Below are 25,711 nucleotides of genomic sequence, written 5' to 3'. Positions count from 1 at the left end.
AGGACCGTTCGGGTGAGGTGTTCGTCATTCTGTTTCAATGACGAACGGGACGCCCGGCGCCTAATCCGGCATCAGCGTTTCCACGAGGGTCTCCTGGAGCCCGCCGAGCCAGAGGTAGGCCATGACCATCGGCTTGCGCGGGTCGCTGTCGGGCAGCCGGTAGAGCGAGCCGGCCTCGCCCTCGCCCTCCTCGGAGACCTCCAGGCGGGTACCGATGGTGAGCCGGAGGTCGTTGAGGGCGCCGAGCCAGTTGCGGCACTCGTCGGCGGTGAGTTCGAGCACGGCGTCGCCGTTCCCGGCGGTCGTGAGCGCGTCCAGGGTGCGTACGACGACGAGGGCGTCGTCGCGCTTGCGGGCGCGCAGGTCGTTCTCGGTGAAGCGGCGGAACTCGGCGGAGGCGGCTCGCAGTTCGCCGTCCTCGTCGCCGTATGCCTCGGGGAAGAGGCGGGCCAGCGCGGGGTCGGCGGGCGGTTCGCTGGGCCCTTCCGCGAAGAGCGCGGCGAGCGGGTCCTCGCCCTCGGCGGGCTCGTCGCCGGGGCCGATCAGCTCCAGCAGCTGGACGGCGAGGGAGCGCAGGATCGCGATCTCCACCTCGTCGAGCGCGACGGCCGCGCCGCCGCCTGGGGTGGCCTCGAAATGGCCGGCCATGGGTTCTCTCCGATGATGGGTCGGTCGGGCGGGCGGTGCAGGGCGGGCTCGGCGGATCGGGGCCACGGCGCGGGGTCGGTGGCGCGCACGGTCCGGCGCCCCTCCCGGCGGACCCCGCCGGACGGACCCTAGCCGCGGTCCTGCGTGAGGGTGGCCCACAGTCCGTAGCCGTGCATGGCCTGGACGTCGCGTTCCATCTCCTCGCGGCTGCCGCTGGAGACGACGGCCCGTCCCTTGTGGTGGACGTCCAGCATCAGCTTGTGCGCCTTGTCCTTGGAGTAACCGAAGTACGCCTGGAAGACATAGGTCACATAGCTCATGAGGTTGACCGGGTCGTTGTGCACCAGCGTCACCCAGGGCACGTCGGGCTCGGGGACGACGAGGCTCTCCTCGGCCGATTCGGGACGCTCGATCTCTGTAGGGGCGACACTCACCCACCCCATGCTGCCACCCGGGAGGGGTCATCGCACAAACGACCCGAGATCTCGTCACTTTGACGAAATAGGGGTAGCATCCGAAACATGAACTCTGCGGACCTTGGGCGTCGGGTCGGTGTGCCGTCGACCGCGCTCTTCACCGACCAGTACGAACTCACGATGGTGCAGGCCGCGCTGAAAGCCGGCACGGCCGATCGGCGCTCGGTCTTCGAGGCGTTCACGCGCCGGCTGCCCGAGGGGCGGCGCTACGGCGTCGTCGCGGGCATCGGACGGGTGCTGGACGCGGTGGAGAACTTCCACTTCGACGACGAGATGCTCACCTTCCTGCGCGAGCAGGACGTCGTCGACGGGCCCACCCTCGACTGGCTGGCCGACTACCGCTTCAGCGGTGACATCTGGGGCTACCCGGAGGGCGAGGTGTACTTCCCGGGCTCGCCGATCCTGCGGGTGGAGGGCTCCTTCGCCGAGTGCGTGCTGCTGGAGACGGTGATCCTGTCGATCCTCAACCACGACTCGGCGATCGCCGCCGCGGCGTCCCGGATGTCCACGGCGGCGGGCGGGCGCGGCCTGATCGAGATGGGTGCACGCCGCACCCATGAACTGTCGGCGGTCGCGTCGGCGCGCGCCGCGTACGTCGGCGGCTTCAACACCACGTCCGACCTGGCGGCGGGCTTCCGCTACAACATCCCGACCGTCGGGACCAGCGCGCACGCCTTCACCCTGCTCCACGACACCGAGCGCGACGCGTTCCGGGCCCAGGTCGACTCGCTGGGCCGGGGCACGACGCTGCTGGTCGACACGTACGACGTCACCGAGGCGGTCCGTACGGCGGTCGAGATCGCCGGTACCGAGCTGGGCGCGGTGCGGATCGACTCCGGCGACCTGCTGCTGGTCGCGCACCGGGTGCGCCAGCAGCTGGACGAGCTGGGCGCCACCGCGACGAAGATCGTGGTGACCTCGGACCTGGACGAGTACGCCATCGCCTCACTGGCCGCCGCGCCGGTCGACGCGTACGGGGTGGGCACGCAGCTGGTGACCGGCAGCGGGCACCCCACCTGCTCGATGGTCTACAAGCTGGTCGCCCGCGCCGGGTCCGCCGATCCGGCGGACCCGCTGCGCCCGGTGGCCAAGAAGTCGCTCGGCGCGAAGTCGTCGGTGGGCGGTCGCAAGTGGGCCGCGCGCCGTCCGGACGAGCACGGGGTGGCCGAGGCCGAGGTGGTCGGCACCGGTCCCGTACCGGTGGAGCTGGCCGACCGGCAGTTGCTGGTCGAGCTGGTCAAGGGCGGCGAGGTGGTCGCCCGCGAGCCGCTGGACGCGGCGCGCGACCGGCACATCGCGGCGCGGGCGGGGCTTCCGCTGTCGGCGCTGCAGCTGTCCCGCGGGGAGCCGGTCATCCCCACGGAGTACGTCTGACGGGGCCGCCGGGGGCGGCGTCCGGGCCCGTCCGGGCGCCGCCCCTCCCCCGTGACGCCGTGAGAGGCCCGGTGCCGACCCCTCGCCCGGGCGGGCCCCGAGTCTCTAGGCTCGAAAGCCCGGGGGCCTCGAATCCCCCGGACCGGGAGCCCGGGACCCCGGGGGCCGCCGCCCCCGGCCCGGGACAACGCCCCACGACCGCCGACCGTCCCCCACCTAAGGACACCCGTCATGCACCGCGCCTTGATCGTCGTCGACGTTCAGAACGACTTCTGCGAGGGCGGCAGCCTCGCAGTGGCGGGAGGCGCCGATGTCGCCGCCGCCATCACCGACCTGATCGGCGACTCCCAGCCCGGGTACCGCCACGTGGTGGCCACCCGCGACCACCACATCGACCCGGGCGACCACTTCTCCGCGCAGCCGGACTTCGAGCACTCCTGGCCCGCCCACTGCGTGGCCGGCACGGAAGGGGTCGGCTTCCATCCGAACTTCACCCCCGCGGTCGCCTCGGGGTCGATCGACGCGGTCTTCGACAAGGGTGCCTACGCCGCCGCGTACAGCGGTTTCGAGGGCCTGGACGAGAACGGCGTGGGGCTGGCCGACTGGCTGCGGGAGCGCCAGGTCACCGAGGTGGACGTGGTCGGCATCGCGACCGACCACTGCGTACGGGCGACGGCCCTGGACGCGGTCCGGGCCGGCTTCACGACGCACGTGCTGCTCGACCTGACCGCGGGGGTCGCCGAGACGACCACGGAACGGGCCCTGGAGGAGCTCCGCAGGGCGGGCGTGAAGCTGTCCGGCAAGCCGGTGGTCTGACGGGGCCGACGGGCCGCCCCGGGCCCGCGAGGGGCTCCGGGCCCGTCCCCCGGTCCCGTCGCGGCCTCGTCCCCCGGTCCCGGGCGCCCGGCCCCGGTCCCGGGCCCGGCCCGCCCCGGTCTCAGGCCGGGCGCCCGGCCGGTATCGCCGGGCGCAGCAGGGTGCGTATCGGGTGCCAGAGCTCCTGGTCCCGCTCCGGCCTCGCGCGCCACAGCAGCCCGTCGGGGTGGTGCAGCACGGCGGTGATCTCGTCGGGGGTGGGCGGTTCGGCGTTGCCCCGGAGGTAGACGGCGCGCAGGCCCAGGTTCCGCAGCCTGGTCAGGGCGCGGGCCCGGTTGGCCGCGTGCACCAGGACCCGGACCGGGGTGCCCGGCCCCGTCCCGTCCGTCGGGCTGGGCAGTGTGATCGCCACCACGACCCTGCCGTTCGGCAACTTGCTGAACCCTCCGCCTGCCATGCTCCGCGCTCCCCCGTGAGACATTGTGTCAATAAGGATCTGAACAAGACGCACCTAAACACGATCGGCCGCCGCCCGCTAGAGGGCGACGGCCGATCATGCTTTGACCTGCGGTTATGCGAAACTACTTGCCCGAAGGACCGACCTTGACGGTGATCGTCGAGCCGTTGCGGGGCTCGCTGATGATCGAGATCCGGGTGTTGGTGTCAGGAACCTGAACGCTTCCGGTCGGGTTCTCCTTGTACCAGTAGGTGCCCTTGCGGTCGTCGAAGACCGGAACGCCGCTCTGCGACTTGATCCGGACCGGGGCGTCCGCGTTGTGCAGCGTGAAGCCGTCCGTGCGGTACCAGCTGAACGGGGCGTCGAAGGGCTGGATCTTGTTGCGCATGATCGTGCCGTCGGCCCACTTCAGCGGCTTGGCGTGGGAGTCGACCGGCAGGATCAGACCCTGGCCCGGGTGCTGCGAGACGTTGTTGTCCTTCTGGGACTTGTCCCAGAGCCAGACGAGCAGACCGTTCTGGTACGGGTAGTGCTCGACCCAGTCCGGACGGGTCTTGGAGAAGCCGAAGTTGTACGGGCCGACCTCGAGGGTCTTGTCGTAGCTGACGTACTGGCGGTTCTCCGCGATGTAGTACTGCGGGTAGTTCTTGGTGAACGACTCGCCGACGCGGGAGAAGCCCTTGGCGGTCCAGCCGTTGTCGTCGCCCTCGGCGTTGTCGCTGAAGATCGCGGCACCGTCGGCGTTGACCGAGATGGTGTCGGCGGCGAAGCCGATGCCGCCCGCGCCGCCGTCGGTGGCGTAGCGGAAGCGGATGTCGATCTTCTTGCCCGCGTAGGCGTCCAGCGAGTACGAGAGCTTCTGGTACTTGCCGGAGACGTCGGTCAGGGCCGGCTTGTCACTGGCGTCGCGCGGGATCGCCTTGCCGTCGGCCGTGCCGTCGATCGCGGTCCAGCTGGTGCCGCCGCTCGTAGACACCTCGGTGTAGAGGTAGTCGTAGTCCTTCTCGATGTCCCACCAGCCCGAGAGGTCCAGGGACGCCTTGGACTTGCCGGTCAGGTCGACCGAGCGGGACAGGGTGTTGCTCAGGTTGTCGCCCATGTCGCTCCACCACTGCTTGGAGCCCTCCGCCGGCTTCGTGACGGCGGTGGTGACGGGCTTCTCGGGCAGCGTGACGACGAGCGCCTGCTTGTTCTTGGTGTTGTACTCGGAGACGCCCAGCTTGTGGACGGACTTCGTCGCGGCCTTGGCCTCGGCGAAGTCGAGCCAGCCCAGCTGGAGCTTGTCCCAGGCGGTCATGTCGCCGGGCAGGTCGCCGATCTCGCCCTTGCCCTTGCCGAGCCAGGAGCCGGCCGACATCAGGGACCAGAAACCGACCGAGTTCTCGGCGGTGTTGGTGGTGTCGTACAGGTCGGGCAGGCCCAGGTCGTGGCCGTACTCGTGGGCGAAGACGCCCAGGCCGCCGTTCTCGGGCTGCGCGGTGTAGTCACCGACCCACATGCCGGTGTCACCGATCTGGGTGCCGCCCGCCTTGTTGTTGGCCGGACCGGTCGCGCCGTTGTCGGTGCCGTAGGCGTACCAGCGGTGGGCCCAGATGGCGTTCTTGCCCTCGGCGCCGCCGCCCGCGGACTCGTCCTCACCGGCGTGGACGACCTGGAAGTGGTCGATGTAGCCGTCGGGCTCGTTGAAGTTGCCGTCATTGTCGAAGTCGTAACGGTCCCACTGGTCGTACTGGGCGAGATCGGCCTTGATCTGCTCCTGCGTACGGCCCTTGGCCTTCTGGTCGGCGGTCCAGGCGTTCACGCCGTCCCGGATCATGTCCCAGGCGTTGGCGCAGTTGGTCGAGCCGCAGTAGTTGGAGCCGTAACGGGCCTCGTTGTACGGGACCTTGACCCAGTCGGAGACCTGGCCCTCGACCGAGTAGCGCCCGGAGGACGTCTTCTCGTAGTACGTCTTCAGCGAGTCCTTCCCGTCGCCCTCACCGAAGTAGAGGTCCTGGAAGTGCTCCTGGTTGTAGTCGGCCCGCCAGGCCGTGCTGTTGTCCTTCTTGGGGTCCGGCTTGGCTATCTTGTTGTGCAGCGGGCCGGGCGCACCGCCGTACTTCGGGACGGCGGGCTCGGGGCCGTCGCCGTCCGGGTCGAACATGGTCGTGTCGTCGACCTTGTCGCCGAATTCCACCAGGATCGTGAAGATCTTGTCGGTCTTCTCCCGGCCGAGCTCGACGTACTTCTTGTCGTCGAGCTTGACGACCTGGGAGCCGCCGCGCTTCGAGATCTTCTTGTCGCCCGCGATGACCTGCTCCAGGGCGGCCTGACGCTGGGCTTCCTGCTGCTCGCTGAACGGGCCCTTCAGGTCGTGCTCGTTGCCCTTGGCCGACCCCGGGTCGCGGCGATCGACGGTGGTGCTCTTCGCACCCGACGCCTTGTCGTCGGCCTGAGCCGTGGCGAAGGCCGACGCCGTGGCGGCCGTGGCGGCCATGGCCACGACAATCGCGGCAGCGCGAAGCGCCCCTCTGTTTGTGGTCACTTGATGCAGTCCTCCCCGGCACCCGCCGCTGCGGCCGAAAGTGAGGTGGGGCCGCGCGCAGGTACGCGTCACAAGTGACGACATTCGACCGGAGTTACTCGAAAAAAGACAGATCTTGACTTGAACAAGCCAAGTGCACTATGCAGGAGATCGTTTCCGTTATCCGGACGTTCACCGGACGGGCAACCGGCGCGTCACGGGCCACGGTTGAGGTACGAAATGACTCCGTGCGCCCCCCGTGCACCGGTACCGTGGGTTAGGTCACGCTTACTGCTGGTCCTGCTCGGGCATCCACCGTCGTAGAGTCGATTGACAGTGCGACCGCGTTGAGAGACTGCCCATCCGATGCCCCGAGGACGGATACCGCCATGCCGCATCCCACTGCCGCACAGTTCTCCTACGGTTCGGTCACCGTCGTCTTCTCGACCCTCGCCATGCTGCTGCTCTCGCGCACGGAGTCGGGCGTCGGCATCGCCGTCATCGGCACCGCGGCACTCGCGCTCGGTCTGCTGGTGGCCGTGACCGTACCCCACCCGTCACGCGTGAAAACCGCGAAGCCGGCCCGGACCGGTGCCGCGACCGGTGCGAACCACGACGCGGTCACCGCGGCCATGAAGGCCGAGGGCCTCACCCGCGAGGCGACCGGGGCACCGGCCCCCGCGGCCGGGCAGCGCTCCGGGACCCCTGCCGACGGGCAGCCGGCCCGGCATTCGCTGCGGCGCTGAAATCCCGCGCGGGAGCGGGTCCTTCCCCCGCTCACCGCGCCGGGGCAGCGCGACGAGGACGGACCGGTGTCCGCTCACCGGTCCGTCCCCGGGCCGGGCCCGCCCCTTCTTCCGGCGGCCCGGCCCGGCCTGCCGAACGGAACAGAACGGAACGGAACGGCCCGAACGAATCGATCGTTTCGACCGGCTCACGGCAGATCGGTCCGGTTCGTGACTGGTCGGTCCCGTTCGTGGCCGGTCAGTTGGTCTGGACGACCACCGTCTTCGCCGCCTTGTCCTGGAGGCCCTGCCGGTACGGCTTGTCCGTGAACATGAGCACGATGTTGATCAGCCACCACAGGCACGGGCAGCACAGCAGCGCCGGCAGCCACAGCACCACGGCCCGCAGGAACGACGTTCCGGTGTCCGGCACCCGGCCGTCGTCGAGCATCGCGACCCGCAGCTTCATGAGGCGCTTGCCGAGGGTCCGGCCGTCCTTGTGCGTGAAGTACGTGTCGTACGCGACATAGGCGACGAGGCCGATCAGCGACCACACCAGCTGGTGCCCGCTGTACGTCTGGTTGAAGACGTTGCCGTCGTCGTCCGTCACCTCGACGACGCCGCCCCACGGCAACGAGATCAGGTACAGCGGGATCGAGATGATCAGGAAGTCGACCAGCCGGGCCAGGATCCGCTTCCCGGGCTCGCCGAGCGGCGGCATGCCCGCCAGCGGGTCCGCGCCCCCGTACGGGCCGCCACCGCCGTAGGGGCCGGGATCGTACGGCGGCGGGGGCGGGGGCGGAGCACCGTCGTACGGCGAGCCCGACGGCGGCGACGGTTCCTGCGGCTGCTTGCGGAACGGGTCGTCCTCGGGCGGCTGACCGGACGTCGGCTGATCGTTGCTCATGGGGGCAGTGCACCCCGGCCCCGGGGCACCCGCAACGGCTCAGGTGCGTTCGGGCGAACGGGGCGCCCCGGCGGGCCCCGCCCGATGGACCGTCGGGCCCGGGGCGGTCCGGACCGCCCCCACGAGGCCCCGCCGGCCCTCCGTCAGCCCGCGACGAAGGTGTGTGCCGCCTTGTCGTGCCAGCACTGGCGCCACGGCTTGTCGATCAGGCACCACAGCACCTCGACCACTCCGATCACCAGGAGCCCCAGCACGCCGTAGACCAGCCAGCGGCGCAGCGCGGCGCCGAAGGACGGGGGCTCGTGGGACTCGATGTCGTGTACTTCGAGCCCGCAGAGCTTCTTGCCGAGCGTGCGGCCCCACTTGGCCGTCGGCAGCGCGTCCAGCAGGACGCCCAGCACGAGGAACGCGCCCAGCGCCCCGCCGAACAGACCGGCCGTGGTGGAGTCGATCAGCCAGACGGTGACCGTCTCGCCGGACAGCTTCGCCGCCTCGATCTTCCCGTCGATGTGGTCCAGGGCCCGTGAGACGAGCGGGAAACCGGCCGCGCCGGCCAGCGCCATCAGCACCGCGGTGTCGATGAGCCGGGCGGCGAACCGCTTGCCGAGCCCGGCCGGCCTCGCCGCGGCCTGGGCCCGGGCGAGTTGCTGGAACGGATCGTCGACCGGCGGTTTCCAGGGCACGACGGGCTGATCCGGCCGGTCGGGCTGCGCGCCGCCGAGTCGGGGCCCGGGTTGCTGCGGTCCCGGCTGAGGAAGTCCGGGCTGCTGGAACCCCGGCTGCGGTCCCGGCTGCTGGAGTCCGGGCTGCGGAAGCACCGGCTGCTGGGGCTGTGCACCGTGCTGTTGTTCCGGGAACCGGGAGCCGGCGGCCTGCTGCGCCCACGGGGCCGCGCCGCCCTGCGGGACGGGGCCGTTGGACTCGGCGGGAGCGGGGGCCGAGGTCTGCGCGGGGAACGGGGCCTGCGCCTGCGCGGGCGGCTGTGCCTGGTTCTGTACGGGCGCCTGGGCCTGGGCCTGGTTCTGCGCGGGAGGCAGACCCGGTGCCGGGGCGGAGGGCTGCGTACCCGCGCCGGGGCCGAGGGAACGGATCGTCATCGTCCCCTCCCCCGGGTCCGGTTCCGCCCGGCGGGCGGGAGCGGGCTCGCCCCCGCCGAGGGAACGGATCGTCATCGTCCCGTCGGCGGGCGGGGCCCCGGCCCCGCCCGCTCCGTCACCACTGCCGCTGCTGCCGGGGCGGCCCTGGCGGCCGACCCGGATCGCGACCGTGCTCTCGGGAACCCCGTCACCGCTCGCGGCGGGACGTCGCGGGTCCACGGGCGCGCTGTCGGCGGGGGTCCGGACCTCGGGCACCCGGTCGGCCGTGGCACGGCCCGCGGGCGTACGGGGATCGCGGGCGGGTTCCGCGGCTCCGACGCCCCCGGGCTCCGACGGGCCCGGCGCGCCGCCCGGTTCGCCGGACCGGCCGGTGCCGCCCCAGGAGACCCGCCGGTCGTGCTCCCCGCCGAAGCCGGTCTGCCGGGAGGCGTCGGCCTGCCAGGCGCTCGCCGGTTCGGGGCGGTTGCCCGGGGAGGGCTCCCCGTCCAGGAAGATCGGACCGGTCTCCTCCGCCGGCGCCGGATCCGACGACTGCGGCTGCTGCGACCGGGGCAGGGACTGCGGGCCGGACACGGCTTCGGGGAGCGCCGCGGCCGCCGACTCGCCCTGCTCCGGGGCGGGCCGACTCGTGCCGGGCACCCACGAGGAGCCGTTCCAGTACCGGACGTATCCGGGAATGGACGGGTCGGGGTAGTAGCCCTCGCGGGGGCTCTCGTCACCGGGTACCGGGGTTGGGGCGCTCATCACCGTTCCCGTATCTCTTCGAGGCATGAATGCGACGGGTCCACATCTACCAGAAGCCCGCGCGCCCCTGGGCGGCTCCAGGGCTTTGGACCACTTTCCGATCCCGCCAAAAATTTTTTCCCGAAGTCGCGTAATAGTCGGCGGGGAGGGCGCTCTCTCCTGGTGCGGGCCGGTCATGGGACCGGTCCACGGACACCGGAAGGACGCCCTCATGCACACCGTCGTGGAACGCGAACTGGAACTCAAGCTGGTCCTGTCGCCCGAGCGCAGCATCCCCGTCCCCGCACGGCTGACGTACCGCACGGCGGACCCGTACGCCGTGCACGTCGCCTTTCACATCGGCTCGGACTTCCCCGTCCACTGGACGTTCGCCCGCGATCTGCTGGTCGAGGGCGTGTTCCGGCCGTGCGGTCACGGGGACGTGCGGATCTGGCCGACCAAGGTCGACCAGCGCAACGTGATCTTCGTCGCTCTGACCTCGCCGGACGGCAACGCGCTCCTGGAGGTGCCCTCCGCCCAGGTGGCCGCGTGGGTGGAGCGGACGCTGCGGGTGGTCCCGCCCGGCACCGAGGCCGAGCGGCTCGGCATCGACGAGGGACTCGCCGAACTGCTCGCCCCGCTGCCGGCCGACGACCTGTGGATGCGCGACCCGTGGCCGTCGGACGAGTCGCAGGACGGCGACGCGTGAAGGAGTCCGGCAGGAAGCACGGAAGAAAGAAGCGCGGAAGGGGGCGCGGGCAGGAGTGCGCGAAGGGACGCGTGAGGAAGTTACGGAGGAAGTACGGACGGGAGTGCGGGCGGAGGTGTCCTGCCGCCCGCACTCCCGGAACAGCGCCCTGCCGCCCGCCCCCCGGAACGGTGGTGCCGTGCCGTCCGTGCCCCGGAAAGGCGGTGCCGTGCCGTCCGTCCCTCAGAACACCTTGCCGGGGTTGAGCAGCCCCAGCGGGTCGAACGCCTGCTTGATGCCCCGGTGCACCTCGACGCCCACCTCGCCGAGTTCGCGCGCGAGCCACTCCTTCTTCAGGACGCCCACGCCGTGTTCGCCGGTGATCGTGCCGCCGAGTTCCAGGCCGAGCGCCATGATCTCGTCGAACGACTCGCGGGCCCGCCGGGACTCGTCGGCGTCGGTGTGGTCGAAGCAGACGACGGGATGGGTGTTGCCGTCGCCCGCGTGCGCGCAGACGCCGATGGTGAGGCCGTGCTTCTCGGCGATGGCCGCGGTGCCCTCCACCATCGCGGCAAGCTTCGAGCGCGGTACGCAGACGTCGTCGATCATCGTGGCCGAACTGACGGTCTCCAGCGCGGTGAGCGCCGTCCGCCGGGCCTGGAGCAGCATCTCGGACTCGGCCGTGTCCTCCGCCGGGACCACTTCGGTGGCGCCCGCGGCGGTGCACAGTTCGGCGACGGCGGCCAGGTCGGCCGACGGGTCCGGGGTGTCGAAGGCGGCGAGCAGGAGCGCCTCGGTGGTGTCGGGAAGACCCATGCCGGTGAGCCGGTTGACGGCCCGGACCGTGGTGCGGTCCATCAGTTCGAGGAGTGACGGAGTGTGACCACGCTCCATGATCCGGCAGACCGCGTCGCAGGCGGTCGCCGCGCTCGGGAACTCGGCGGCCAGCACCAGCTGCTGCGGCGGCCGGGGCTTCAGCGCGAGCACGGCCCGGACGACGATGCCGAGGCTGCCCTCGGAGCCTACGAAGAGCCGGGTGAGGTCGTACCCGGCGACGCCCTTGGCGGTGCGACGACCGGTGGTGAGCAGGCGGCCGTCCGCGAGGACGACGTCGAGCCCCAGTACGTACTCGGCGGTGACCCCGTACTTCACGCAGCACAGACCGCCGGACGCGGTGCCGATGTTGCCGCCGATGGTGCACGTCTCCCAGCTGGAGGGATCCGGCGGGTAGTAGAGGCCGTGCTCGTCGACCGCCCTGGACAGCACCGCGTTGACCACGCCGGGTTCGACCACGGCGATCCGGTCGACGGGGTCGATCTCCAGGATCCGGTCCATCTTCACCAGGGACAGCACGATGCAGCCGTCGGAGGCGTTGGCCGCGCCCGACAGGCCGGTGCGCGCTCCCTGCGGAACGACCGGGACGCGCAGGGCCGTCGCGGTGCGCATGACGTGCTGGACCTGTTCCACGGTGCGCGGGAGCACGACGACGGCGGGCGTTCCGGCGTCGCAGAAGCTCGCCATGTCATGGGCGTACGAGGCCATGACGTCCGGATCGGTGACCAGTGCCTCGGCGGGCAGGCCCGAGCTCAGTCGTTCGAGAAGACCGTTCATGATCCAAGCGTGGCATCCGGGCCCATTGGTGTGAACCCGTCTGCGGCAGCCCCCGCAAGGCGCAGTGTGTTCGTATTACTGACGCAGAGTGATCGGCATGGACGTCACGCCGCAGCCTCCGCAGTCCTCCGACCTGAACCGCTCGCCCCTTGACCTTTCCGGCTCCCCTTCCGGCTCCCCCACTTCTTCCGCCTCTCCGGCCTCTTCCACCTCTTCCACCTCTTCCACCTCTCCTGCCTCTCCTGCCTCTTCTGCTCCTTCTGCTCCTTCTGCTCCTTCTGCTCCTTCCGCGATGGTCCTGGCCCCTCCCGCCCCGCCGCCCGATCCCGTGCCACCGGCCGAGTTGCCGCCCCCGTCGCTGCGGACGACGCTGCGCAGGGCCGCCCTGGGCGTGGTGGCGGGTGCGGTGCTGGTGACGGGTGCGGTGGTGGCCGTTCCCGACGACGAGGGGAAGAAGGCCCCGCCGCCGCCCGTGCCCGGCTCCGTGTCGCGCGCGCTGGCCGCGACGGCCACGGGTTCCCCCGTCGCGCTCGCCGATCTGAAGGCGCTGATCGGGGACCGGCAGCGGTGGGTGGGCGTGCATCCGTCCGACGCGCGGTCCTGGGCGGTGCTCGGCGCGGCCTACGTGGAGTGGGGGCTGCGTTCCGCGGACGCGGCGTACTACGGCCGGGCCGAACGGGCGCTGAGGCGCTCGCTGGACGCCGGGCCCGGGGAGGACGGGGACACCGCCCGGGTGGGGCTCGCGGCACTCGCCAACGCCCGGCACGACTTCGGGACGGCGAAGAAGTGGGGCGAGGCCGTACGGGCGCGGGAGCCGAAGCAGTGGGCCGTGTATCCGGCGCTGATCGACGCCTACCGGGGCCTGGGCGACGACACGTCGGTGAACAGGGCGGTGGAGAGGTTCGCGGAGCTGCGTTCCGGGGTCCCGGCGCTCATGCAGAAGGCCAGGACGTACCTGGACCGGGGCCGGCACGAGGACGCGCTGGCGAGCGCGCAGGACGCGGCGGACCGGGCCACCGCACCGGCGCAGAAGGCGGAGTGCCTGTACCTGCTGGGCGAGTTGGCCCGGAAGCGGGGCGAGCCGGAGGAGGCGGTCGCGCAGTACGGTGCGGCGCTGCGGACCGACCGCACCCACCACCCGTCGCTCGCGGGCCGGGCCGCGGCACTGGCGGCGCTCGGCCGCACGGACGAGGCGCAGCGCGACTACCAGGCGGCCCTGGCGGGTCTCCCCCGGCCCGAGTACATGCTGGAGCTGGGCGAGTTGTACGAGTCGCTGGGGCAGGGCAGGAGCGCCCGCAGCCAGTACGCCCGGCTCTCCGAGACGCTCGCCCGCGACGCCGCCCGGGGTGTGGACGACGCGTTGCTGCGCGGCCGGTTCGAGGCCGATCACGGGAACCCGGCCGAGGCGGTCGAGGTGCTGAGGGCCGAGTGGGCGCGGTCGCACCGCAGCGCGGCGGTGGCGGACGCGCTGGGCTGGGCCCTGTACCGCTCCGGCGACCCGGACGCCGCCCTGGAGTACGCGGCCCGCGCGGTCGGCACGGGCGGGCAGAACGCCTCGTACTCGTACCACCTGGGCATGATCCAGCGGGGGTCGGGGCGGTACGGTCCGGCCCGCCGCAATCTGGAGGAGGCGCTGCGCACCGATCCGCGGTTCTCGCCCCTGGCCGGTCCGGCCGCCCGGAAGGCCCTGGACGACCTGACCGCTCCTCCGGCGGACGCCGGGTAGGGCCTCCGGGTCCGCCCCGGCCCCGGAGGCCGGGGCGGACCCGGCACACGAGCCGTCGCGCGGGGCACGGCGGCAGGGACCGCACCCGTTTTGGATTCTGCAATCCAATTCCTGTTAGGGTGGTTCGCATGGCCAGACCACGTACGTTCGACGAGACCGCCGTGCTCGACGCCGCGGCCGGCGAGTTCCGGGTGCACGGGTTCGCCGAGACCTCGACCGAGCAGCTCTGCGAGGCGGCCGGTGTGCGGCGCAGCAGCCTCTACAACGCCTTCGTCTCCAAGGACGAGCTGTTCGTCCGCGCCCTGGAGCACTACGTCGGCGCGATCCGGGAGCGGCAGACCGCGATCCTCGCCGACGACGGGCTCCGCGGCGCGGACCGGCTGCGGGCACTGGTCGACGTCGTCATCGCCGAGGAGCAGGAGGCCGCCCGTCGGGGGCACGCCGCCGGGTGCATGGTCGTGCAGAGCTTCATGAACCCCGACCTGCGCGCGCGGGACGAACGCATCGCACGCATCCTCGATCGCGACCTGCGGGACCGGAACTCCCTGCTGGCCGGGGCCGTCCGGGCCGGCCGGCTCGACGGGAGCATCTCCCCGGACGTCGACGCGGAGGACGGCGCCATGCTGGTCAACACCGTCGTGTCCGGGCTGCGGGTCACCGCGCAGACCGGCGCGGACGCGGAAACCCTGCGCCGGATCGCCCTGGCCGGACTCCGCACCCTCCTGACCCCGGACACCGCGCGTCCCTGACCCCGGACACCGCGCGTTCCTGACCCCGGACACCGCGCGTCCCTGACCCCGGACCCGTACGCCCCCGAACACCCCCTGGGCCCGGACTTCCACGCCCACCCCTGTTTCGAGGCCCGCCGCCCCGACCCCCGGTCCGGGCCCTCGCACGCCCGAGTTTTGGACTCTCGATCACAGAAAGCGGAGAGATGACCCCACCGACCACGCACACCCCGGCCAGGACGGTCCCCCTGGCCGTCCACATCCTCGCCGCGGGCATTTTCGCGATGGTGACCAGCGAGTTCGCAGTCGCCGGACTCATGCCGCAACTCGCCGAGGGACTCGGCACGGGGATCGAGCGGATCGGTTACCTCGTGACGGTCTTCGCCGTCGCGATGACCGTCGGCGGACCGGTCCTGACCATGTCCCTGCTGAGGGTTCCGCCGAGGACCGCGCTGCTGGCGATCGTCGCCGTGTTCCTCGTCGGCAACGTCCTCGCGGCCCTCGCGACCTCCTACCCGGTCATGGTGGTCGCCCGGATCATCGGCGGCATCGCCTCGCAGGCGTTCTTCGGCATCGCCGTGTCGATGTGCGCGCGGCTGGTGGACGAGCGGATACGCGGCCGCGCGAACGGCGTCGCGATGAACGGGCTGATGCTCGGCACCCTGCTCGGGCTGCCGCTGGCGACGTTCGTCGGCGGGCGGCTCGGCTGGCAGGCCGCCTTCTGGACCATCTCCCTGCTCACCCTCGTCGCCGGAATCCTGATCGTCGCCCTCGTCCGGAACCCCGCGGAGCCCGAGGTCCCCGAGGAGGCGCGTTCGATGCGGGACGAGCTCGCCGTGCTCCGTCGGCCGCAGTTCGTGCTGGCGCTCGTCTCCAGCACCCTGATCATCGGGGCGACGTTCTCCGCCTTCAGCTTCTTCACGCCGATCCTGACCGAGGTCACCGGCTTCCCGGAGGGGCTGGTGCCGCTGCTCCTGCTCGCCTACGGCGCCGCGACGCTGGTCGGCAACACGGTCGTCGCCCGCCTGGCCGACCGGCACACCGTCTCGACCCTGCTGATCGGCACCGGGCTCAACGCGGTCTTCCTGACCGGGTTCGCGCTCTTCACCGACGCCCCGTCACCGGCGCTGGCGTTCATGCTCGGCATCGGCCTGACCGGCGTGACCATGAACCCCGCGATGGCCGTACGGGTGCAGCGGGCCGGCGGCACCACGCCGCTGGTCAACACCGTCCACGCGTCGTTCATCACCCTCGGGGTCATCCTCGGCTCCGCCGTGGGATCGGCGCTGATCCCGGCCCACGGACTCCGCGCCCCGGTCGTCCTCGGAATCGTGCTGGCCGTCCTCGCGATCGCGGCGGTCCTGCCCGCCCTGGCGAGCCCGTACCTGCGCACCGGCGCCCGCGAACGCCCCCGGGCCGAGGAGCCCGTCACGTCGGCGCCGTGACGCACCGCGACGGCAACGGCTCCGCCGGGCGGGTGTTCCCCGCCCGGCGGAGCCGGACCCGCGGTCGCCGGACCTGTGGTCAGAGGTTGCCGCGCTTCTCCTGCTCGCGCTCGATCGCCTCGAACAGGGCCTTGAAGTTGCCCTTGCCGAAGCCCATCGAGCCGTGGCGCTCGATCATCTCGAAGAAGACGGTCGGGCGGTCCTGGACCGGCTTGGTGAAGATCTGCAGCAGGTAGCCGTCCTCGTCGCGGTCGACGAGGATCTTCAGCTCGCGCAGGATCTCCACCGGCACGCGGGTCTCGCCCGCCCACTCGCCGAGGGTGTCGTAGTACGAGTCGGGGGTGTCCAGGAACTGGACGCCCGCCGCGCGCATCGCCCGCACCGAGGCGACGATGTCGTTCGTGGCGAGCGCGATGTGCTGGACGCCGGCGCCGCCGTAGAACTCCAGGTACTCGTCGATCTGGGACTTCTTCTTGGCGATCGCCGGCTCGTTGATCGGGAACTTCACCTTGAGGGTGCCGTCGGCGACGACCTTCGACATGAGGGCGGAGTACTCGGTGGCGATGTCGTCGCCCACGAACTCCTTCATGTTGGTGAAGCCCATGACCTTGTTGTAGAACTCGACCCACTCGTTCATCCGGCCGAGTTCCACGTTGCCGACGCAGTGGTCGATGGCCTGGAAGAAGCGCTTGGCCGGCGGCTCGACCATCGGGTCGGCGGCGACGAACCCGGGCAGGTACGGGCCCTCGTAACCGGAGCGCTCCACCAGGGTGTGGCGGGTCTTGCCGTACGTGGCGATGGCGGCGAGCACGACGGTGCCGTTCTCGTCCTTCACCTCGTGGGGCTCCTCGATGCCGCGGGCACCGTGCTCGACCGCGTACGCGTAGGCCGCCCGGGCGTCCGGGACCTCGATGGCCAGGTCGACGACGCCGTCGCCGTGCTCGGCGACGTGGTCGGCGAGGAAGCGGCCGCGGTCGGTGGCCGCCTTGATGACGGAGGTGAAGACGAAACGGGCCGAGCCGTTGGTCAGTACGTAACTCGCCGTCTCGCGGCTGCCGTTCTCCGGTCCGGAGTAGGCGACCAGCTTCATTCCGAAGGCCGTCGAGTAGTAGTGCGCGGCCTGCTTGGCGTTGCCGACGGCGAAGACGACCGCGTCCATTCCCTTGACCGGGAAGGGGTCGGCCTGCCGAGCGGTGTCGGGGGTGGTGTGCAGAGTCTCAGTCATGTTCGAAGACTCTCCCCGCTTCGCAAGGTGCGCAATAGTTCGCGTTTTCCCTGGTCAATCTGTACAGCGAATCGGGATGATGACCGGGCTATCTGTACATGATGACCATCACGTCGACCTTCCGGGGGATGACTCATGACGATCGATCGACTGGACGGCAGACTCATCGTGCTGCTGGCCCGCGAACCCCGCATCGGGGTGCTGGAGGCCTCGCGCAGGCTCGGCGTGGCACGGGGCACGGTGCAGGCCCGTCTCGACCGGCTTCAGTCGAATGGCGTCATCCGCGGTTTCGGTCCGACGGTCGATCCGGCGGCGCTCGGGTACCCCGTCACGGCGTTCGCGACGCTGGAGATCAAACAGGGTCAAGGGGCCGATGTACGGGCCCACTTGGCCGGCGTTCCGGAGGTGCTGGAGCTGCACACCACCACCGGGCACGGCGACATGCTGTGCCGTCTCGTCGCCCGTTCCAACGCCGATCTCCAACGGGTGATCGACCGGGTTGTCGGTTTTGATGGCATCGTCCGGGCCTCCACGGCCATCGTCATGGAGAACCCGGTCCCGCTGCGGGTCATCCCGCTCGTCGAGCAGGCCGCGGAGGACGACGACTGAGCCGAGGAGTGGCGCGTGAGCTTCTGGGAGTATCTGGGCAACCGGCACCAACAGCTGCTCACCGACGCGTACCAGCACGTCAGCGCCGTGTTCCAGTGCATGGTCATCGCCACCGTGCTGGGCGTCCTGATCGGGGTCGTCACCTATCGCAGCGGATGGGCCGGGTCGCTGGCCATCACGTCCACGGCGACGATCCTCACCATCCCCTCCCTCGCCGCGATCGGTCTGCTGATCCCGCTGGTCGGCCTCGGGGTCGCGCCCACGGTGATCACCCTGACCCTGTACGGGCTGCTGCCCGTCGTCCGCAACTCCATCGTGGGGCTGCGCGGGGTCGATCCCGCGCTGGTCGACGCGGCGAAGGGCATCGGGATGTCGCGCCCGGCGCAGCTGTGCCGGATCGAACTGCCGCTCGCCTGGCCGCCGATCCTCACCGGCATCCGGGTCTCCACGCAGATGCTGATGGGCATCGCCGCCATCGCCGCGTACGCCTCGGGCCCCGGTCTGGGCAACGAGATCTTCCGCGGCATCGCCTCGCTGGGCAGCGCCAACGCGATCAACCAGGTCCTCGCGGGCACGCTCGGCATCGTCGTCCTCGCCCTGCTCTTCGACGCCGCGTACGTGCTGCTGGGGCGGCTCACCATCCCGAGGGGGATCCGTGCCTGAGTCCCACGGGACAGCCGCTTCCGGGAACGGCGTCGCCGGCGGAAGCACTGCCGTCGACGGAAGCACGACCGCGAAGGCCGCTTCCGGGGCCACCATCCAGCTGGAGGACCTGACCAAGCGGTACCCGGGCAATCCGAGTCCCGCGGTGGACAACGTCTCGATGGAGATCAGGGCCGGTGAGACGGTGATCTTCGTGGGGCCGTCCGGCTGCGGGAAGTCCACCACCCTGAAGATGATCAACCGGCTGATCGAGCCGTCGTCGGGGCGGATCAGGATCGGCGACGAGGACGTCACCGACATCGACCCGGTGAAGCTGCGCCGCAAGATCGGTTACGCGATCCAGTCGTCCGGGCTCTTCCCGCACATGACGGTCGCCGAGAACATCGCCCTGGTGCCGCGGATGGTCGGCTGGTCCAAGTCACGGGTGAAGGACCGGGTCGAGGAGATGCTCGACCTGGTCGGGCTCGATCCGCGCGAGTTCCACGGCCGCTATCCGCGCCAGCTCTCCGGCGGGCAGCAGCAGCGGGTGGGGGTGGCCCGGGCGCTGGCCGCCGATCCGCCGGTGCTGCTGATGGACGAGCCGTTCGGCGCGGTCGACCCGATCACCCGCGACCACCTCCAGGACGAACTGATCCGGCTCCAGCACGAGCTGCACAAGACGATCGTCTTCGTCACCCACGACTTCGACGAGGCGATCAAGCTGGGCGACCGGATCGCGGTGCTGCGGGAGCGTTCGCACATCGCGCAGTTCGACACCCCCGAGGCGATCCTCACCAACCCGACCGACGACTTCGTCTCGGGGTTCGTGGGCGCCGGCGCGGCACTGAAACGGCTCAACCTGACCCGCGTACGGGACGTGGAGATGGCCCAGTTCCCGACGGTGACGGTCGACGACCCGCTCCAGTCGATCTTCAACAAGCTGCGCAGCGGCCCGCACAACGAGCTGCTGATGCTGGACCGCAGGAACCGCCCGTACAAGTGGCTGCGGCGCGGCGACCTGATGCGGGCCCGCGGTTCGCTGGCGCGTGCCGGGCAGCTGGTCCACGACACGGTGACCCGGGACGCGACGCTGCACGACGCGCTGGAGGCGGTGCTGACCGACAGCGGCGGCCGGGTCGCGGTCACCGGGCGGCGCGGCGAGTTCATCGGGGTCGTGGACATGCACACGCTGATGAACTCCGTCCACGAGCTGCTGGAGGCCGACCGGCTCGCCGCGATCGAGCACCAGCACGACCTGGAGGAGATGCGCAGCCACCAGACCGAGGCGGAGCTGGAGGGCGGTGTGAACGGATGACCCCCCGCTCGCCCTCGGACGGCCGGGAGCCCCGCCGGGACCGGGATGCCTACGGGGACCGGGATGCCTATGGGCACCGGAACCGGGAGCCCTATGAGGACCGGGAGTCCGGGCGCCGGGAGCGGGAGCCCTCGCGCCGGGTGCGTTCCGGGGCCCGGGTGTCTTCCGAGCCCTCCTCCGACGAGGACCGCCCGCCCGGCGAACACGACGTCAAGGGCCACGCCTTCCGCGACGAGGAGGAGGAGCCCGCCCCGCCGCCGGCCGGGCCGCCGCGCCGGATCACCTGGCGCAAGCTGGTGACGCTGCCCCTCGCGCTGGTGGTCGTGCTGGTCATCACCTATCTGTGGATCACCAACGTCCACCTGGACTCGATCGCACGGAACTCGCTCACCGGCGGCAATGTGCAACTGCGCTGGTGGCAGCATGTGCGGCTGACCGCGATCTCGACGTTCTGGGTGCTGATCATCGCCATTCCGCTGGGCATCGCGCTGACCCGGCGCGGGCTCAGCCGGGGTGCCCCGGTGGTCACGGCGGTCGCCAACGTCGGGCAGGCGACCCCGGCGATCGGTCTGCTGGCGCTGCTGGTGATCTGGCTGGGCATCGGGCCTTCGACGGCGATCATCGGCATGGTGATCTACGCGGTGCTGCCGGTGTTCTCCAACACGGTCGCCGGTCTCAAGGCGATCGAACCGAACCTGGTCGAGGCCTCGCGCGGCATCGGCATGTCGGCGATGGGGACGCTCACCAAGGTCGAACTGCCGCTCGCCGTCCCGCTGATCCTGGCCGGGGTGCGGACGGCGCTGGTGCTCAACGTCGGCACGGCGACCCTGGCCACGTTCGTCGGCGGCGGCGGCCTCGGGGACCTGATCACCTCGGGCATCCAGACCCAGCGGATGCCGGTGCTGGTGCTCGGTTCCGTGCTGACGGTGGTGCTGGCGCTGCTGGTGGACTGGCTGGCCTCGCTGGTCGAGCTGGCGCTGACGCCGCGCGGACTGGAGGTGGGGTGATGCGCGCGCGGCGGGTACGTGTCGGGCTGGCGGGAGCACTGGTGGGGGCGCTGGCGCTCGCCGGGTGCGGGCTGAAGAGCGGTTCGCCGATGGTGGATGACGTGGTGCCGGGCTCGGTCGGCCGGGGGCGGCCCCTGGAGGGCGCCTCGCTGACCGTCACGTCGAAGAACTTCAGCGAGAACATCATCCTGGGCCAGATGATCGGCCTGGTCTTCAAGGCCGCCGGCGCGGAGGTGCTGGACCGGACGAACCTGCCCGGCTCGATCAGCGCCCGCGAGGCGATCGTCAAGGGCGACGCGGACGCGATGTACGAGTACACGGGCACCGGCTGGATCACGTACCTGGGCCACGCGAAGCCGATCGCCGACCCGTCGAAGCAGTGGGAGGCGGTCCGGGACGAGGACCGGAACAACGGGGTGACCTGGCTGCCGCAGTCCACCCTCAACAACACCTACGCGCTCGCCATCAGCCGGAAGAACAACGCCGAGTACCACCTGCGGACGCTCTCCGACGTGGCCGCCCTGGCGAAGCGGAACCCGGCGGCGGTGACGATCTGCGTGGAGAACGAGTTCGCCTCCCGCGACGACGGACTGCCCGGGATGGAGAAGGCGTACGGGATGTCGGTCCCGGCCGCCAACATCAAGAAGATGGACGCCGGGATCATCTACACCCAGGTCTCGAAATCCGACTCCTGCCTGCTGGGCGAGGTGTTCACCACGGACGGCCGGATCAGCGCCATGGACCTCGAAGTCCTCGTGGACGACAAGCACTTCTTCCCCAACTACAACGCGGCGCCGGTCGTCCACACCAGGACCTTCGAGAAGTACCCGGAGATCGCGGCGCTGCTCGACCCGGTCAGCCGGAAGCTGACGACCGAGGTCGCCCAGGTGCTCAACGCCAAGGTGGACGTGGACGGGCAGGACCCGCACGAGGTGGCGAAGGACTGGCTGATCCAGGAGGGGTTCATCGAGGAGGGATGAGCGGCAGGGCCTTCCCGCCCCCGGCGAGCACCCCTCGTCGAGCACCCCCCGTCGAGTTACAAAGAAAATCTTGCAAAGAAGTAGTTGCAAAGGCGGCTTTGCAAGCCTACGGTTGTGCCATGCCCGGAACAGAGGACGGCGGCACGACTCCCGCCGAAGCCCAGAACGTCCACACCGTCGACGCCCGCACCCTGCGCGGGCTGGCCCACCCCCTGCGCCTCCGACTGCTGAACGCACTGCGGGAGTTCGGCCCCGCCACCGCCTCCGGTCTCGCGGACCGGCTCGGCGAGTCCAGCGGCGCCACCAGCTACCACCTGCGGCAGCTGGCGTCGTACGGCTTCGTCGAGGACGCCCCGGAGCGCGGCAAGGGCCGTGAGCGCTGGTGGCGGGCCGTCCACCGGGGCACCGCCTTCAACACCGACCGGTTCCTGAGCCACCCGGACCCCGAGGTGCGCGGCGCCGTCGGCGTCGTGCTCCACGAGATCGCCGGCAACCACGCCCAGGAGCTGAACACCTGGATCGGCACCATGCGCGAGTGGCCCGAGGAGTGGCAGCACGGCTGGGACATCAGCGACTTCAAGGTGCGCCTCACCCCCGACCTCTCCACGGAACTGATCCTGAAGATCCACGAGCTCATCGAGAGCTACCGGGGCCGGGTCCCGGAGGACACCGAGGGATCGGCCGTCGTCCGCAGCCACGTGCACTTCTTCCCGCGCCCCACCGAGTGACACCGGCCACCGGCCCCGGCCCCACCGAGTGACATCGGCTGCGGCCCCGGCCGCGGCCCATCGAGCGACACCACACCGAAGACCGAGAGGAATCCGCCATGAACCCGGAAACGCACCTGTCGCTGCACCGTGCCCGCTCCACCGAACTGCGGGAGCAGGCCGTCAAGTTCCGCACCGCCCGCGAGGCCGGGGCCACCGGCTCCCTGCGCACCGTCCACTCCTCGCCCCGGACCCTTCGTACCCAACTGGGCTGGACCCTGGTCGAGTTGGGCCTGCGCGTACTGCCCGGCCGGGAATCGCTCGCCTGCCACTCGCCCCGAACGGTCTGACCGTGAACGGGGGGAAACGAAAACCGATAGCCGCGGTCCTGGCCGCCAACTCCATATCCACGGCAGGCACTTCACTCACCCTGATCGGGGTGCCGTGGTTCGTCCTGGAGACCACGGGCAGTGCGGGACGCGCCGGTGTCGTCGCCTTCTGCGCGACCCTGCCGATCGTCGTCTCCGCGCTGATCGGCGGCCCCGTCATCGACCGGATCGGGCGCCGCCGGGTCTCCGTCGCCTCCGACCTGGTGTGCGGCGCGTCCGTCGCCGCCGTCCCGCTGCTGCACCACGCGGGCATCCTCTCCTTCTGGATGCTGTGCGCGCTGATGGCGGTCAACGGGCTCCTGCACACCCCGGGCAACACGGCCCGCTACGTCCTGGTCCCCGACCTCGCCGAGCACGCGGGCATCACCCTGGCGCGCGCCGCCTCCCTCTTCGACGCGGTCTCGCGCGGCGCCCGGATGGCCGGGGCGGCGCTGGCGGGCGTGCTGATCGCACTGGTCGGCGCGGAGACCGTCCTGCTGCTGGACTCGGCGACCTTCCTGGCGTCCGCGCTGCTGGTCGCGACGGGGCTGCGGGGCGTACCCGCCGCCGAGCCGAGCAGGGCCACCGAGCCGATCTCGTTCCGGGCGTACCGCGGCGAACTGCGCGAGGGCTACGCCTACTTGCTGGGCAACCGGCTGCTGCTGGCCGTCGTGCTCATGGTGCTCTTCATGAACGGCTCCGATCAGGGCTGGGGCGCCGTGCTGCTGCCGGTGCACGCCTCCGAGGAGCTGGGCGGGGCCCGGGACATCGGACTGCTCACCGCCCTGTTCGGCGCGGGCGGACTGACCGGGGCGCTGCTGTACGGGGCGGTGGGGCACCGGTTCTCGCGGCGGACCGTGTTCACGGTGTGCGTGGTGCTGTGCGGCGCGCCCAGGTACGTGGTCGCGGCGCTGACCGGGACGACGACGCCGCTCGCCGTGACCATGGTGCTGAGCGGTCTGGCGGGCGGGGTGCTGAACCCGATCCTGACGACGGTGATCTACGGAAGGGTGCCCGAGGAGCTGCGCAGCCGGGTCTCCGGGGCCCTCACGGCGGGCTGCGAACTGGCCATGCCGGTGGGCGGTCTCGCGGCCGGGCTGCTGGTGGAGAGCATGGGCGCGAAGGGGGCGCTGCTGGCGATGGGCGGCGCGTACCTGCTGGCGACGCTGAGCCCGCTGGTGTTCCCCGCGTGGCGCACGATGGACGAGACCGACGGGGCCCCCGGGAAGGCGGCCGACGTGCCGGAGCCGTCGGCCGACGCGGTCAGCAGCTCGGGACCTTGTGCCCCTGCGCCAGGTTCCGGAGCGAGGACACCGCGCCCTTCAGCGTCGTGACCGGGATCAGCTTCATCCCCTCGGGCAGTTCGGCGCGCGCCTGCCGGCACTCGGCCTTCGGGACGAGGAAGACGGTCGCCCCGTCGCGGTGGGCGGCCTGGGTCTTGAGCGAGACCCCGCCGACGGCACCGACCTCGCCGTCCGCGTCGATCGTGCCGGTGCCCGCGATGGTGCGGCCCCCGGTGAGCTCGCCGCCGCGGCCGTCGCCGTCGAGCTTGTCGACGATGCCGAGCGCGAAGAACAGGCCCGCGCTGGGCCCGCCCACATCGGCGAGGTGCAGAGTGACGTCGACCGAGCCCTTGGGCTTGCCCAGGTAGCCGAGGGCCGCGTCCACCGCGTCGTCCTGCGACTCCCGCATGTCCTCCAGGTTGTGCTTCTCGATCTCCTTCTCGGAGCCGCCGGTCGGGTAGACGGAGTCACGGGGCAGGACCGCTCGGTCCGTACGGAACCAGCTGTCGATCACGTCGCCGATGCCGATGTCGGCGGTGGGCCCGGTCGCGACGATGGTCGTCATCCGCAGCTCGCCCTTGGTCGGGCGGGTGGGTTCGCCCTTGATGCTGATCACCGGGGTGCCGTGATCGCTCCCGAGCACGTTCGCGGTCGTACCGGGCTGCGCCAGGGTGAACGGCAGCGGTGCGAAGGCGGCCACGCCGAACAGGGCGAGGACGGGCACGGCGCACAGGGCGAGGGTCCGGGAGCGCGAATGACGAGTGAACACCCGCCCAATCTAACCGCCGGGGCGGGCACCGACACCAAACGGTGCGCCCGCCGCCCCGGAACACGGGGCCGGGCGCCCGTGCGCGTACGTCCGGCCGAGCCTTCCTCGTACGCACTCGTCCGGCCACTCGTGTGCGTACGCCGGGCCTTCCTCGTACGCACACATCCGGCCATCCGCCGGAGCCCGGCGCGTCCCCGGTGCGTCCCCACCGGGCCGCCGCGGCTACCGCAGCGCGTCCGCCACCTCGCGGGCCGCGTCCACCACCCGGGGGCCGACCCGTTCGGGCACGGAGTCCGCGAGCATCACGACGCCCACGCTGCCCTCGACGCCCGTCACTCCCACCAGTGCCGCCGCCGCACCGCTCGCCCCGGCCTCCAGCTCGCCGTGGGTGAGGGTGAAGGCGGTCTCGCCGACCGGCTTCTGGCGGGCCGCGAGTATCGCCCGGCCCGCGGCACCCCGGTCCAGCGGATGGCGGAAACCGGCCCGGTAGGCCACGTGGTAGTCGGTCCAGGTCGGCTCCACCACCGCGACCGCGAGCGCGTCGCTGCCGTCCACCAGCGTGAGGTGTGCGGTGGCCCCGATGTCCTCGGCGAGGGACCGCAGCGCGGGCAGCGCGGCTTCCCGTACGAGGGGATGCACCTGACGGCCCAGGCGCAGCACGCCCAGGCCCACTCTGGCCCGGCCGCCGAGATCTCGGCGCACCAGGGCGTGTTGTTCCAGGGTGGCGAGCAGACGGTAGACCACGGTCCGGTTGACCCCGAGTCGGTTGGACAACTCGGTGACGGTCAGGCCGTGATCGGTGTCGGCAAGCAGTTTGAGGACTCTCAGTCCCCGGTCGAGCGTCTGGGAGGTCTCCGCGGTCACGACGCCCTCTCCTCTGTG

General features: G+C 71.3%; 25 protein-coding genes. 15 read left to right on the top strand and 10 right to left on the bottom strand.

The window, feature by feature from the left end; all coding sequences use genetic code 11:
* Nucleotides 1-60: 60 nt before the first annotated feature.
* Both ABZZ04_RS11910 and clpS read right to left on the bottom strand, forming a co-directional pair.
* A complete protein-coding gene (locus ABZZ04_RS11910) occupies nt 61-648 on the bottom strand; it encodes a DUF2017 domain-containing protein (protein ID WP_356932047.1) in 588 nt (195 codons plus the stop codon).
* Between the two features lie 128 nt (nt 649-776).
* The gene (gene clpS / locus ABZZ04_RS11905; protein WP_356932046.1) at nt 777-1,091 is read right to left on the bottom strand and encodes an ATP-dependent Clp protease adapter ClpS; all 315 of its coding nucleotides are present in this window, start codon (nt 1,089-1,091) and stop codon (nt 777-779) included.
* A 78-nt stretch (nt 1,092-1,169) separates the two neighbouring features.
* On the opposite strand from clpS, the gene ABZZ04_RS11900 reads away from it, so the two are divergent.
* Both ABZZ04_RS11900 and ABZZ04_RS11895 read left to right on the top strand, forming a co-directional pair.
* Nucleotides 1,170-2,498 (top strand): nicotinate phosphoribosyltransferase, encoded by a 1,329-nt coding sequence (locus tag ABZZ04_RS11900; RefSeq protein ID WP_356932045.1) that lies wholly within the window; start codon nt 1,170-1,172, stop codon nt 2,496-2,498.
* A 231-nt stretch (nt 2,499-2,729) separates the two neighbouring features.
* Nucleotides 2,730-3,314 (top strand): isochorismatase family protein, encoded by a 585-nt coding sequence (locus ABZZ04_RS11895; protein ID WP_356932044.1) that lies wholly within the window; start codon nt 2,730-2,732, stop codon nt 3,312-3,314.
* Between the two features lie 121 nt (nt 3,315-3,435).
* Here ABZZ04_RS11895 and ABZZ04_RS11890 read toward each other — a convergent pair whose 3' ends face one another.
* The gene (locus tag ABZZ04_RS11890; protein ID WP_356932043.1) at nt 3,436-3,771 is read right to left on the bottom strand and encodes a hypothetical protein; all 336 of its coding nucleotides are present in this window, start codon (nt 3,769-3,771) and stop codon (nt 3,436-3,438) included.
* A 124-nt stretch (nt 3,772-3,895) separates the two neighbouring features.
* A complete protein-coding gene (locus tag ABZZ04_RS11885; RefSeq protein ID WP_356932042.1) occupies nt 3,896-6,295 on the bottom strand; it encodes an immune inhibitor A domain-containing protein in 2,400 nt (799 codons plus the stop codon).
* Nucleotides 6,296-6,663: 368 nt separating this feature from the next.
* On the opposite strand from ABZZ04_RS11885, the gene ABZZ04_RS11880 reads away from it, so the two are divergent.
* On the top strand, nt 6,664-7,020 hold the full coding sequence (locus ABZZ04_RS11880; protein ID WP_356932041.1) for a hypothetical protein: 357 nt from the start codon (nt 6,664-6,666) through the stop codon (nt 7,018-7,020).
* Between the two features lie 238 nt (nt 7,021-7,258).
* Here the strand turns inward: ABZZ04_RS11880 and ABZZ04_RS11875 are convergent, their stop codons facing one another.
* Together ABZZ04_RS11875 and ABZZ04_RS11870 are read right to left on the bottom strand one after the other, a co-directional pair.
* Nucleotides 7,259-7,906, bottom strand: a complete 648-nt coding sequence (locus ABZZ04_RS11875; protein WP_356932040.1) for an RDD family protein — start codon at nt 7,904-7,906, stop codon at nt 7,259-7,261.
* A 143-nt stretch (nt 7,907-8,049) separates the two neighbouring features.
* On the bottom strand, nt 8,050-9,747 hold the full coding sequence (locus ABZZ04_RS11870) for an RDD family protein (RefSeq protein WP_356932039.1): 1,698 nt from the start codon (nt 9,745-9,747) through the stop codon (nt 8,050-8,052).
* Between the two features lie 211 nt (nt 9,748-9,958).
* On the opposite strand from ABZZ04_RS11870, the gene ABZZ04_RS11865 reads away from it, so the two are divergent.
* Nucleotides 9,959-10,435: an SsgA family sporulation/cell division regulator gene (locus ABZZ04_RS11865; protein ID WP_356932038.1), complete on the top strand. Its 477-nt coding sequence runs from the start codon at nt 9,959-9,961 to the stop codon at nt 10,433-10,435.
* A gap of 222 nt (nt 10,436-10,657) precedes the next feature.
* Here ABZZ04_RS11865 and ABZZ04_RS11860 read toward each other — a convergent pair whose 3' ends face one another.
* The gene (locus ABZZ04_RS11860; protein WP_356932037.1) at nt 10,658-12,025 is read right to left on the bottom strand and encodes an FAD-linked oxidase C-terminal domain-containing protein; all 1,368 of its coding nucleotides are present in this window, start codon (nt 12,023-12,025) and stop codon (nt 10,658-10,660) included.
* Nucleotides 12,026-12,317: 292 nt separating this feature from the next.
* Between ABZZ04_RS11860 and ABZZ04_RS11855 the strand changes: the two genes are divergently transcribed.
* From ABZZ04_RS11855 to ABZZ04_RS11845, 3 genes are all read left to right on the top strand, one after another.
* Entirely contained in the window at nt 12,318-13,751 is a 1,434-nt protein-coding gene (locus ABZZ04_RS11855; protein WP_356932036.1) for a tetratricopeptide repeat protein, read from the top strand.
* Between the two features lie 128 nt (nt 13,752-13,879).
* The gene (locus ABZZ04_RS11850) at nt 13,880-14,500 is read left to right on the top strand and encodes a TetR/AcrR family transcriptional regulator (protein WP_356932035.1); all 621 of its coding nucleotides are present in this window, start codon (nt 13,880-13,882) and stop codon (nt 14,498-14,500) included.
* 185 nt (nt 14,501-14,685) lie between these two features.
* Nucleotides 14,686-15,924, top strand: coding sequence for an MFS transporter (locus ABZZ04_RS11845; RefSeq protein WP_356932034.1), 1,239 nt, complete (start codon nt 14,686-14,688; stop codon nt 15,922-15,924).
* Between the two features lie 79 nt (nt 15,925-16,003).
* On the opposite strand, the gene hppD is transcribed toward ABZZ04_RS11845, so the two are convergent.
* The gene (gene hppD, locus ABZZ04_RS11840) at nt 16,004-17,149 is read right to left on the bottom strand and encodes a 4-hydroxyphenylpyruvate dioxygenase (RefSeq protein ID WP_356932033.1); all 1,146 of its coding nucleotides are present in this window, start codon (nt 17,147-17,149) and stop codon (nt 16,004-16,006) included.
* A 135-nt stretch (nt 17,150-17,284) separates the two neighbouring features.
* Here hppD and ABZZ04_RS11835 point away from each other — a divergent pair, with 135 nt between their 5' ends.
* The 8 genes from ABZZ04_RS11835 (at nt 17,285) to ABZZ04_RS11800 (ending at nt 24,111) form a co-directional block, all read left to right on the top strand.
* A complete protein-coding gene (locus ABZZ04_RS11835) occupies nt 17,285-17,758 on the top strand; it encodes an Lrp/AsnC family transcriptional regulator (RefSeq protein WP_283851823.1) in 474 nt (157 codons plus the stop codon).
* A gap of 15 nt (nt 17,759-17,773) precedes the next feature.
* Nucleotides 17,774-18,421 carry an ABC transporter permease gene (locus tag ABZZ04_RS11830; RefSeq protein ID WP_356932032.1) on the top strand — a complete coding sequence of 216 codons (648 nt, stop codon included), beginning with the start codon at nt 17,774-17,776 and terminating at the stop codon, nt 18,419-18,421.
* Nucleotides 18,422-18,515: 94 nt separating this feature from the next.
* Complete coding sequence (locus ABZZ04_RS11825) at nt 18,516-19,715, top strand: betaine/proline/choline family ABC transporter ATP-binding protein (protein ID WP_356932117.1); 1,200 nt, start codon at nt 18,516-18,518, stop codon at nt 19,713-19,715.
* A gap of 158 nt (nt 19,716-19,873) precedes the next feature.
* Nucleotides 19,874-20,722, top strand: coding sequence for an ABC transporter permease (locus ABZZ04_RS11820; RefSeq protein WP_356932031.1), 849 nt, complete (start codon nt 19,874-19,876; stop codon nt 20,720-20,722).
* Nucleotides 20,722-21,702 (top strand): glycine betaine ABC transporter substrate-binding protein, encoded by a 981-nt coding sequence (locus ABZZ04_RS11815; protein WP_356932030.1) that lies wholly within the window; start codon nt 20,722-20,724, stop codon nt 21,700-21,702. The genes ABZZ04_RS11820 and ABZZ04_RS11815 overlap by 1 nt, the downstream gene beginning before the upstream one ends.
* Nucleotides 21,703-21,821: 119 nt before the next feature.
* The gene (locus tag ABZZ04_RS11810) at nt 21,822-22,430 is read left to right on the top strand and encodes a winged helix-turn-helix domain-containing protein (RefSeq protein WP_356932029.1); all 609 of its coding nucleotides are present in this window, start codon (nt 21,822-21,824) and stop codon (nt 22,428-22,430) included.
* A gap of 98 nt (nt 22,431-22,528) precedes the next feature.
* Entirely contained in the window at nt 22,529-22,759 is a 231-nt protein-coding gene (locus ABZZ04_RS11805; RefSeq protein ID WP_356932028.1) for a hypothetical protein, read from the top strand.
* Between the two features lie 2 nt (nt 22,760-22,761).
* Complete coding sequence (locus ABZZ04_RS11800) at nt 22,762-24,111, top strand: MFS transporter (RefSeq protein WP_356932027.1); 1,350 nt, start codon at nt 22,762-22,764, stop codon at nt 24,109-24,111.
* On the opposite strand, the gene ABZZ04_RS11795 is transcribed toward ABZZ04_RS11800, so the two are convergent.
* Together ABZZ04_RS11795 and ABZZ04_RS11790 are read right to left on the bottom strand one after the other, a co-directional pair.
* Nucleotides 24,041-24,829, bottom strand: a complete 789-nt coding sequence (locus ABZZ04_RS11795; protein ID WP_356932026.1) for a S16 family serine protease — start codon at nt 24,827-24,829, stop codon at nt 24,041-24,043. The genes ABZZ04_RS11800 and ABZZ04_RS11795 overlap by 71 nt on opposite strands.
* Before the next feature lie 222 nt (nt 24,830-25,051).
* Nucleotides 25,052-25,693: a helix-turn-helix domain-containing protein gene (locus ABZZ04_RS11790; RefSeq protein WP_148838225.1), complete on the bottom strand. Its 642-nt coding sequence runs from the start codon at nt 25,691-25,693 to the stop codon at nt 25,052-25,054.
* Nucleotides 25,694-25,711: the final 18 nt, after the last annotated feature.

The sequence above is a fragment of the Streptomyces sp. NPDC006435 genome (assembly GCF_040612315.1).
Taxonomy (GTDB): domain Bacteria; phylum Actinomycetota; class Actinomycetes; order Streptomycetales; family Streptomycetaceae; genus Streptomyces.
The sequence above is the reverse complement of the archived record's forward strand: the minus strand, read 5'-3'. Positions and strand labels throughout refer to the sequence as shown.